Origin of the sequence: uncultured Gimesia sp. (assembly GCF_937919775.1) — a bacterium.
Taxonomy (GTDB): Bacteria; Planctomycetota; Planctomycetia; order Planctomycetales; family Planctomycetaceae; genus Gimesia.
This window is the reverse complement of sequence record NZ_CALFPF010000741.1, coordinates 1-10,133: the sequence shown is the minus strand read 5'-3', so window position 1 is coordinate 10,133 and position 10,133 is coordinate 1. Positions and strand designations below refer to the sequence as shown.

Annotated in this window: 7 protein-coding genes; 3 read left to right on the top strand and 4 right to left on the bottom strand. The window is 47.8% G+C overall.

The window, feature by feature from the left end:
* The first annotated feature begins 352 nt into the window (after positions 1-352).
* The 3 genes from Q0294_RS21035 to Q0294_RS21025 all read left to right on the top strand — a co-directional run bounded on the left by Q0294_RS21035 (position 353) and on the right by Q0294_RS21025 (position 4,017).
* Positions 353-2,029, top strand: coding sequence for a pilus assembly protein N-terminal domain-containing protein (locus tag Q0294_RS21035; protein ID WP_299469379.1), 1,677 nt, complete (start codon positions 353-355; stop codon positions 2,027-2,029).
* 91 nt (positions 2,030-2,120) lie between these two features.
* A complete protein-coding gene (locus Q0294_RS21030; protein WP_299469378.1) occupies positions 2,121-2,720 on the top strand; it encodes a hypothetical protein in 600 nt (199 codons plus the stop codon).
* Between the two features lie 250 nt (positions 2,721-2,970).
* Positions 2,971-4,017, top strand: coding sequence for a tetratricopeptide repeat protein (locus Q0294_RS21025; RefSeq protein ID WP_299469377.1), 1,047 nt, complete (start codon positions 2,971-2,973; stop codon positions 4,015-4,017).
* A 122-nt stretch (positions 4,018-4,139) separates the two neighbouring features.
* Here the strand turns inward: Q0294_RS21025 and Q0294_RS21020 are convergent, their stop codons facing one another.
* From Q0294_RS21020 to Q0294_RS21005, 4 genes are all read right to left on the bottom strand, one after another.
* Complete coding sequence (locus Q0294_RS21020) at positions 4,140-5,717, bottom strand: hypothetical protein (protein WP_299469374.1); 1,578 nt, start codon at positions 5,715-5,717, stop codon at positions 4,140-4,142.
* 140 nt (positions 5,718-5,857) lie between these two features.
* Complete coding sequence (locus Q0294_RS21015; protein WP_299469372.1) at positions 5,858-8,086, bottom strand: acetylxylan esterase; 2,229 nt, start codon at positions 8,084-8,086, stop codon at positions 5,858-5,860.
* 345 nt (positions 8,087-8,431) lie between these two features.
* A complete protein-coding gene (locus Q0294_RS21010) occupies positions 8,432-9,313 on the bottom strand; it encodes a DUF1583 domain-containing protein (RefSeq protein WP_299469370.1) in 882 nt (293 codons plus the stop codon).
* On the bottom strand, positions 9,310-10,133 hold an 824-nt coding region (locus Q0294_RS21005), incomplete at its 5' end, for a DUF1559 domain-containing protein (protein ID WP_299469368.1). The genes Q0294_RS21005 and Q0294_RS21010, both read right to left, overlap by 4 nt.

Here is a 10,133-nt window from a genome sequence, read left to right as displayed (position 1 = left end):
ACTAAAATCTAAAAAAATGCACAATCTGGGAAACACCGCAAAAATATCATTAACCTCCCACATCTGATTATCCGATATGATTGATGCGATGGGATTTGTATGAACACATCAGATCTCAGGTATTTCCTTTTTAATTGAATTAAAGAAGCAGACCATTAACATCAAATCTGAATTCCCTGTGAATTTCAAGATTATTTAATGAGTCATATCACTGACAACATTGATGAGACACCGAGAGATTACTAATTGAAACAGGTTCCGTTAAACGTGGTTTAATGTGAACAGTGATCTATATTACAAATTACTAACTCCAATTTCTCAAAATTGACGACCAAAGGATTGGGAGACAAGTATGTCTATAAATGCCTTATGGAAAAGACGCACGATGCTGGCACTCGCCTGTGGTGTTGCTATCACAGCTACGCCGCTTGCTGCACAGGTCCCGCCAGCTCCTCCTGTTCCGGGAAAAATGAAAGCTAACAAGTTTACTACTGGCGCAGCAAAAAAGAAAACACCAGTAGTAAGCACCAAAACAAAAGAAAAAGTTCATCAACTCGTTGATCGAATTTATGAGTCTGAAGTTGAACTCAGTGTTCAGCAAAGACACTCTAAAATTCTGAAAATGAAGATGGATGTCTTCCGTGTCGCGATTGCCGACCCAAGTAAAATTGAAGTAGTCGCCTTCGGTGCACAGGAAGTGGAAGTCATCGGGAAAGAAACCGGTACCACGACGATGACACTCTGGCTGGGTGAAGAAGCAAATCCCCAGATCCTGAGCGTACAAGTCAAAGTCGAGGGTGACAATTCCATTGAAGACTTACGTCGAATGGAATACGGTGAGTTCCAGAGAATGATCAACGAGTTCTTCCCTAACAGTAAGATCCAGTTGATTCCTTTTGCTGATAAACTGATTGTTCGCGGACAGGCTCGCGACGAACAGGAAGCAACTCAAATCATTACCATCATTCGTGCCCGCTCCGGCGGAGGTTCAAATATGGGCGGTGGTGGAATTGGTGGCGGCTCATTATTCGCTGATGGCCAGGCAGCTGATCCATTTCCGGATGGTGCCAAACTGCCAGAGGCAACTGTCATCGATATGATGAAAGTTCCTGGCGAAAAACAGGTGATGCTGAAAGTACGCATCGCTCAGATTGATCGCTCTGCAGCACGCACTGCCAGTACCGACTTGATTGTCAACTCCGGTGAATTTGGCTGGAGCCAGATTTTCACAGGTGTCGCACAGCAGTTAGCCGGTGGTGGTACCGGACTGGTTACAGCATCGTTGAACAGTAAACACGTTGACCTGTTTATTTCCGCACTCGCCCAGAACGGTTATGCGAAAATTCTTGCTGAACCGAATCTGGTCACAATCAGCGGACGTCCAGCCAACTTCATCTCTGGTGGTGAGTTTGCGGTTCCAACAGTCGTCGGCGTGGGTGGTGCCCAGGCAGCAACTACGACCTTCAAAGGCTTTGGTACTCAGTTGACCTTCCTTCCGACAGTGCTGGACAAAGATCGAATTCGATTACAGGTCACACCAACATTCAGTACCGTAAACCCGGCACTCTCCGTAAATGGAATCCTGGGCGTGAATACTCAATCGGTCAGCACGACTGTTGACCTGCGAGAAGGACAGGTTCTTGCAATCGCCGGTCTGATTCAAGAACAACAGAGAGGCGATTTAAACAGAGTCCCATTCATTGGTGATATTCCTCTGGTCGGAACGCTGTTTTCAAACAAAGCCGTCTCACGTGACGAAACAGAACTGATTATCCTGATCAGCCCTGAGCTGGTTCATCCAATGGAACCGGAAGATGCCCCTACAGTTCTGCCTGGCATGGAAGTGACCGAGCCTGGAGATGTGGACTTCTTCTTCATGAACAATATTGAAGGCAAGCCCGACGTACACCATCGGAGTACAGTCTGGTACATGCAGAAAAAACGTATTCACCAACAACAAAAAGATTTTATGCATCAGACAAAATCTGATAAGTACTATATCAACGGCGACTACGGATTCTCTGACTGATACGAGTTATTATTTCTTTGCCAAATGATACTTATATAATTCCAATCACACTTCATTTTGATGCTGTGAGAGAAATACAAGGAAGTAAGCGATGTCTATACAACCCAAAATTGCAAGTTTGCCTGCTATTGCATTAGCAGCAATGCTGGTCAGTGGTTGCCAACATAAACAACATCAAGCCCAGATCCCCTATGATTCAGTAGCACCATTGGGGACCATCAGTGATGACATTTGGCAAAAGCAGGAAGAAAACGGTGAAGCATCCGACTTCGTAATTCATGAAAGTGAATTTGTCGGAACGACCGCAAAACTGAATGCTGCTGGCGAAGATCATATTAAACAAATCGCAGTGCGTATGGCTTCAACCCCTTTCCCGGTAGTCATCGAGACCAGCTCGATGTCAGTCAAGGAATCGGATGAATACAAATACCCGATCAACGGTAACGATGATCTGGACATGCACCGTCGAAACGTCATCGTCAAAATGTTGCAGGCGATGCACGTACAGGACGCCGACGAACGAGTCGTTGTCTCTCCTGCCTTTACTCCCGGCTTTGAAGGCTTTGAAGCCTATCGAGCTTACACAAACGGATTCATGAATCGCAACAACGGTGGCGGCGGTGGTGGATTTGGTGGTGGATTTGGCGGATTTGGCGGCGGCGGCGGTGGCGTCGGTGGCGGATTCTTCTAACAGATTAAGGAATTTGCTGAGAAATCATCTGCAGTGGACGGGTTCTTACGAATCCGTCCACTTTTAATAACATCCGAAGATTCAACCAGTCGATTCAACTCCTTCGCCGGGAACATAGACAACAAATATGGAGTCTTATTTAGAGACTCCTGCTGACAAAATACTCCATCAGAGTGGTTGTCTCAATCTTTTCAGACAGAATAACGCCAGGAACAGAATTATGAACAACAAAGGATTGTCTTGTTCAACTGTGATCCTTATCATCACAATCTCATTTCAGGGATGTACTCAGCTGGGAACTCAGGTTGCCAAGGTGAAGTCGTCGCTTCCCGGACAAAAGAAACCTGAAAATCTCATGGCTTCTGCCAGAACATCTGAAAGCAAAAAAGATTGGGTAACTGCCCGTGAAGAATACGAAAAGTTTCTGAAGAAGAATCCCAAGAGCGTGAAAGCCTGCCATCGATTGGGGATTGTCTGCTCGCATCTAGGCGACACCGTTGCGGCCACGCGATACTTTACTCAGGCGCGACAGCTCGATCCGCATAATTCGGAACTGCTGAACGATTTTGGATACGCTTTATACCAACGAGGACAATACGAGGCTGCAGAAAAAGTATTTATGTCTGCCTTGCAAAATGATTCCAATAATACGCGGATCATTAATAATCTCGCCTTAGCTGTTGGCCATCAGGGACGATTCAAAGAAAGCTTCGCTCTCTTTCGCAATATCATGTCTCCAGCAGAAGCACATGCCAACCTGGCTTACATTCACACACAAAGAGGTGAGGGTGATTTAGCGTTACAGGAATATGATCTGGCTCTCACTGACGATCCTCATCTGGAAAGAGCGGGACTGGCGGCTGCCGAACTGGTCGAAATGAAAAATCTGACACTTGCCAGACAAGAACAACAAAAAACCAAAGAACAACTGGCAACCAGTTCAGACACTCCCCAAACGCAACCGAAGACAGAACCTATAAAACAGAACACTCAATTGGTCAGTGTAGAACAGCCTGTCCAAGAAGCACCAAAACAATCGCTCAACCGGACAATTCCCGTAGTGAGAGAAAAACTGATCTCGCAAACTTCCATGAAAAAAGAAGTCAAACTGCCGACTCCACAACCAGCGGTTTCCAAACCGCTGCCAAAGCCGGAAGAAGAAGCTCTGGAAATCAGCACCTTCCGATCTCTGGATGAACTCTCGCTGGATGAAGAACCGGCTATCATTCGGATTTCAAATGAAAAAACTCAGGAAGAACCCATGTTCCGCTCTCCTCAAGAGTTTTCAGATAACTAGAGCACACCCCCGCTTAACACCATAGCGTCGACCATACTGCTATACTCGATCCGAATGGCACTGGAGACGACGCTACAATAAACCTGGACACAGGCTGAACAGCATTCAGCGAACCAGTGCGCTTATTTTTTCACACGTGCTTCAATCGCTTTGACCGCTGAAGCAACTTGAAACCGAAAGCTTGCATTATCAGTGGTACGCGATACTTCATCAATTTTCTCCAGACTCGTTTCTGTTCCAATCTCTTTGAGAACATTTAACACGTTAACCAGCGCGAAAAAGTTCGAAGGATCGAGCTGGTCCAGGACGGCGTCCTCTGCCCCGCTTCCATAAGCAATCAGTTTTTTTGAAGCATTATGAGCCTTAATCGGCTCTTTGAGTAATTTTGCGATCGCCTCGATCCCTTCCGGTGATTGATGTTTCAGGATCGCTTGCATCACATTTTCCGATCCCAGTATATTTACCTCAGGCAGCAACTCTATCAACGCGGGCACATCTGCTTTCGTTGACCAGACAACCAAAGCCTCTGAAGCATCAGCGACGACAGTGATGTCGCCACTATTCAATACCTTGATCAATATTTTTGAGACTTCGGGATTCTCTTGTTTCGGTTTTGCCTGACTTAGTTTTTTCAAAGCAGCTTTCCGCTTTAAAACATTGGTTGTCGCCAGATCTGAAAGAATCTCTTTTAGCTCGGCATCGATATTTTCGGGAATCTCGAATTTGCCCGCTTCCTCTCGTTTTTTCATGTCTGCCAGATGTTTCTTCTGCAACTCTTCCTGATCGGACCGGTGTCTGGCCAGCTCTTCTTCAGTTAGTTGTGTGGAAGAAATGGTAATCGGTATCTTATGCACCGTCGTTTCGGAACGCTGAAACATCTTGTAATTCAACGCTAAGTTTTTAACGCCCCCCTGTTTTCTGTTAAACTGAATGGTACCTGTTCCCGCCAGTTCCACTTCGGGACTGCCATCCACCATCGAGGTCGTGCGGTATGCATGTTTGACCTCAATCGTGACATCCTCGGCTGTCTGTCCCGTAATTTTATAATCGGTCGTCTGTTTTGCCCCCATCGTTTTTTCAACATTCGTCCCGCGCAATGTCAGCGGAAAACGATCTGATGCGATAATCGAAATGCTGGTTTTTTCACTTTCAGACCACTCTGTGTCTCCCTCCGGAGAAAGTGGAATCAGATTAATCTCCGACAAATGCCCAATCAGATACGGTAACAGCGAAGATCCTTTGACTGTATTGATTTTTCCATAGCGGTTGACAGTTAAAACATGTGGCTCCAATGCCCCCAGCATACTGTGCGACAGCCCCGCAAAAGGACTCCTGTGCCGGTGCATTCGCATCGGAGGTATCAATGATCGTTGGTTTTTGCTTTTTGAAACGGAATTCAATTTTCCGGAACACCTTAGAGAAAAACCATCTGCATCCGACTCGATGACTTCGAATTGTTCCACACCGCTTAACGTTTCGGTATAGTCTTCCAGGTCCACTTCAATATTAACCCGGTAAGCAAAGTGCTGCCCTTTTTCCCAGGCGTATTTCAGGTTCACTTTCTCTGCCGCAGATCCCGAAGCCGACATCAGGAGAATCAGCATGACCCCCGGAATGATACCGGAAAGACTTCGATTTATGAATCGAATGTCGTGGAATAGTAAAACAAAGATCGCGCGCAATCGAATTCCCGGGAACATCGAAAACTCCCCTAAGATGTTTAATATAAAACAGGTTTCACCAAAAACGTCAGGTAGTACATTCTATCAGTATAAAAGCCCATGCTAGAATTGCATTAACTATTTTGCGGCTTTTAAAAACTAATGTGCCCCGACTGCGCTCAGCCTTTGATGAGCCAGTCAACGGCTGCATTTTCCCTGTTTGCTGTTTCATTAAACAGCGACACCTTATTTAACAGGCCTGCAGAATTGTAAGACGCCTGAACCAGTTTCGGGACAGTGGCGGAATTCCCGGCAATCCAGAGTGCTGCCGGCTGACACAACGATAATAAACCGTTGACATCACCATATTTCACGGCCCCCGGCCATAATCTGAGATCACGAACATTTGTGATTTCTGCAAATTGAAATCCGCCGGTATCGACAGCCAGCTGCTGAATCAGATCCGGCGAATGAGCACAGGCAGCGGCGGCCCGGACACCGGAAAACCCAAAACCAACCAGTGAAATCGACTGTGGATTGCTTTCATGATGTTTACAAAAAGAGAGGGCATTCAATATATCATGCACCTGTTTGGAAAATACCGGATGGTTATACCCCAACGTAAAACCGGCAAACTCGCGAGGATTCTTCACCACAGGCATTTCGGCCGGCGCCGGCTGATTCTGATTAAAATCTCCCTGGTACAATACATCGATTCCGGCCACCGCCGTTCCTGCATCTACCAGCCGTTGAATCGGAGCTGCCAGCGCGCCATCCTGTTGAAGCAAAGCTGATTTTCCCTGATCGTCTAACCAGATCACCACTTTCCGATTCCATTGATTCGGCAGCAGGAACAGTGCCGGAGTCGCTTCGCCGTAGCGCTTGTTTTTGATCAATGTGTGATATTGACGATACCCCTCTTTTTCGGTTTCTGAAATTTTTTCCGCTTCCAGATCGTTCGCTTCAGGCAAAGGGCGCCCCACCATCACATCGATGCCCCCCCCCACTACACGTCGGTATTCAGCAAGGCTCGTCTGGTCTTTCGGTATCAGACGTTCGATCTGAGCGGCGTTGTTTTTAGCCAGAGTATGTAAAATTTTGATCTCCGATTGCTCATCACTCGGAGGAGCCGGATATTTTTTATTCCAGACCGATAATTCTTCACGCGTCAGTGGTTTAAAATCGGCTTCGATGATCGGAGATGTCATGCCCAGTTTGAAATGCTGATTGAAAAACTCATACATCATGGCGCGGCTGACATAATTATAATTGTGCGGGAAAGGATAATATTTGCCCACCACATTTTCAGGAACGCCCATCATTTTGAAATGCTGTTTGAGTTCAGGCAGCCCTTTGGTTTCGATTTCTTTAGTCCAGTCATCAGCAGCCGACATGCCCAGGGGACGCGGAGCCAGCAATGCAGCAAACTCAACATTTCCCGTATCAACCCGTAAATAAGTCGCGTTTTCACACGTGCAGCCCCCCTGCATTGCCGTCGAAACCATCACCGCAGGAAATGCTGCGGTAATACGATTGTCAATGGCTGCCAGAATGAATGTCTGCGTCCCGCCACCACTGGCGCCGGTAATTCCGATCCGTTTGGGATCGACTTCCGGCAACGAACACACCCAGTCCAGGGCGCGAATCGAATTCAATGTCTGTAAACCCAGTGCATTAATCAAACGCAATTCTGCCTGCGCACTGAAAAGTCCCCAGTTCTTTTCACTCGACATTTCCGGTCGCTGTTTGGCAAAACCGTGGATCAAGCCATGACTCAAACAGAATCCGTCTGCGTATCCCAGCATGTCGTAATGAAAGACCATGCAGCCCATCCGGGCCAGTTGCACACAACGCGCCTGCAACGGATACCGGCCTCCGACCTCATACTTTTCGGCCCCAGCCTTGATATCTGCCTGAACGCGGTTTTCCCCACTGTCAAAAAAACGGCCATCCGCAAAGTGACCGTGCGGAGACAGGACCATCGGCAAAGGCCCCTGCTTCCCTTTGGGACGATATAAATTACCGGTGACATACAAACCGGGAGAACTTTCAAAAAACACTTTTTCGACGGTGTAATCTTCCCGGTCTACTTTGCCATGCAGAGTTGCATTGATTTTTGAATTCTCTGGTTCCGGCCAGACCCCCGCGGCGACTTTGATTTGCAGCCGGACATACTCTGCCCGTTTTTCCCATGCTTCCGGTGATTCGCTCGGTGTGAAAGGGAAATATCCATTAAGGTCTTTTAATTCCCCCAGCCGGTGGTCGTTGAATGCCGGAATCTGGTCGGCGGCGAATACATTGCCTGTCCTCGCTAAAGAATTGAAAACGCCTGTCGACAATAATGCCAACCCAATATTTTGCAAAGCCGTCCTGCGATCCATTGAGCATTGGTCATCATTCTGAAACATCGTTCCCCCGCTTTCTTGTAAGTTGCATTATGTCAGAAAATTCAAGCCGAAATCTCAGCTAAGAAGGATGCATCCAGTCTAACCAGAATGCCTTGACGCGTGCCAGCCTGAAGGCTTTTTTGGGCGCAGGTCATGTTTCTCCAGATCACTGAATTGATCTGTCAGTCGCGGTGCGACTCTGAAAAGCGCGAGACAGTCTAATCTGTGCCGACTAAAACAACATCAATCTTACGCCAAACTAGTGGAGTGTCATTTTTGAATTTTGGGGTGATCGAGATCACGGGAGTGCGACAACGGAGCACGTAAACAACACCCCCAGCCCTCAATTCCAAGCTTGACAAAGCACTAGGCCCGCTTCTTAACCCAGATCACGGTTCCCAATAGAAGTAGTAACGTGACGCCAGCTACCAGACTCCACAAGAGGGAAATCGGCTCAGGCTGAGGAGCCGGATGGTAAGTGGGCACATGGTACTGCACCCCCTTTGCCTGAGAGTCAGGATGATTGGGAAAGGCTTCTGCTTTGAGGGTCAGATCTTTCCAAAGTACCTGCACGGGAGTTTTGATATCGCTTTGCTGCACTCCCATTCGTATCAGGTCCACATCTGCGGTCCCCAATTCGACCTCACGCAATTCGCGAAATGACTCGCCCGGCCCTTCCGAGACAAAAAACTTCAGCAGACTCCCTTGCCTGACCAGTCTTAATTTCCCGGAATTGGTTTGGGCATCATACAGCTTGACATCATAGTTTCTTTTTGAATCTGCGGTGGTTGACAATGTGGCGCTGAAAACGTGCTTGTTTTTGGGACGCAACAGCCGGCCGATCATGACTGCCGACTCTTTCTCGTCATGCAGTTTCAGGTACAGACTCGGCCCCATGCCATACCCTGATTCCGGTATTTTCCAGCCAGGAACTTCATATGAGGCCGTAATCTCAAAGTCGCCGTGGATCTGAAATCGCGGACTGACTCCAACCGCGGACAATTGGTATCCCGCCGGCAGGTTGAACAATAAACCTCCGGAACGTGGTTGTAACAGTCGAACGGTGCCTCTGCCGAGTGGAACCAGTGAGTCGTTATCAAATTGCTCTCCCAGAAAACTGAAATATAGTTCACGGCCGGATGGTTCTGCAGCCAGCATGGAATTTGAAAGGGAAACCGTCGCTACAAAGAGAACGAAAAGATCACGGAAGAAAATACCACGATAGCAGGTATGGAAAATACGTTTCATAGTCCCGGCCCCGCAGTCTGCTCTCCTCCGGAAATCGTGCCTAACGACTGCCAGACTTCCGCATTGATATTTTCATTGACAAACCGGACGACACCATCTCCCATCAACAGATTCACCCCACTCGCATGCCAACTGGAGGGATTCAGGATGACGCCATCCCAGGTAAAACCATTTTTGCAGTTGATGCGGTTGGGGGTCCGGACATGGTTATACCGGGTCCAGTTCATATTCCCTGCTAACCAGGTCTGCCCCGACTCCACATCGTACTGATACACGCCCGCCGTCTGTGGTGTCAAACTCCCGCAGGCATCGGTGAATTGGCTTTCCGTCCAGACTCCCTGCAGATTATACAGATCCGACAAGGGATCAATCACCGTATCATCCCAGGTACCTTTTGCATGCTCACTGAACATGGCCGTATTGGACAGACCATCTTTCACATCCGTGAGTCGGACGCTGCTATCCTGCCCGAACATTCCGTTTCCCTCTCTGCCAGACCACGAACTCCCATTGCAAGACCGGTAGTTATTGGGTCCCCAGCGGCTTTTCAGCCGATTCAGATCACTGGGACAGATAAAAACACTCAACTTTGCTTCAGCTGCCGGACCGTTAATCACTTCATTGAATCTTTTTGCCAATTCTGTCTGATCGTCATTGGCGGCATTCACAAAAGGATGAAAGGGGGCCACATCAAAATTCAGCTGATTATAGACGACAGACTGATCCAGGTAAGGCAGCAGCATGGCGTGCGCCGAATACCTTCGGTCATTTAATGTTCCTAAGGAAGAAATCGGACCGTCATAATCATGCCCTACGCCAA

Excerpts from the sequence above, each read along its gene's own strand:
- Q0294_RS21035 (WP_299469379.1), top strand. The coding sequence starts at position 353 with ATGTCTATAAATGCCTTATGGAAAAGACGCACGATGCTGGCACTCGCC.
- Q0294_RS21030 (WP_299469378.1), top strand. The coding sequence starts at position 2,121 with ATGTCTATACAACCCAAAATTGCAAGTTTGCCTGCTATTGCATTAGCA.
- Q0294_RS21020 (WP_299469374.1), bottom strand. The coding sequence starts at position 5,717 with ATGTTCCCGGGAATTCGATTGCGCGCGATCTTTGTTTTACTATTCCAC.
- Q0294_RS21015 (WP_299469372.1), bottom strand. The coding sequence starts at position 8,086 with ATGTTTCAGAATGATGACCAATGCTCAATGGATCGCAGGACGGCTTTG.
- Q0294_RS21010 (WP_299469370.1), bottom strand. The coding sequence starts at position 9,313 with ATGAAACGTATTTTCCATACCTGCTATCGTGGTATTTTCTTCCGTGAT.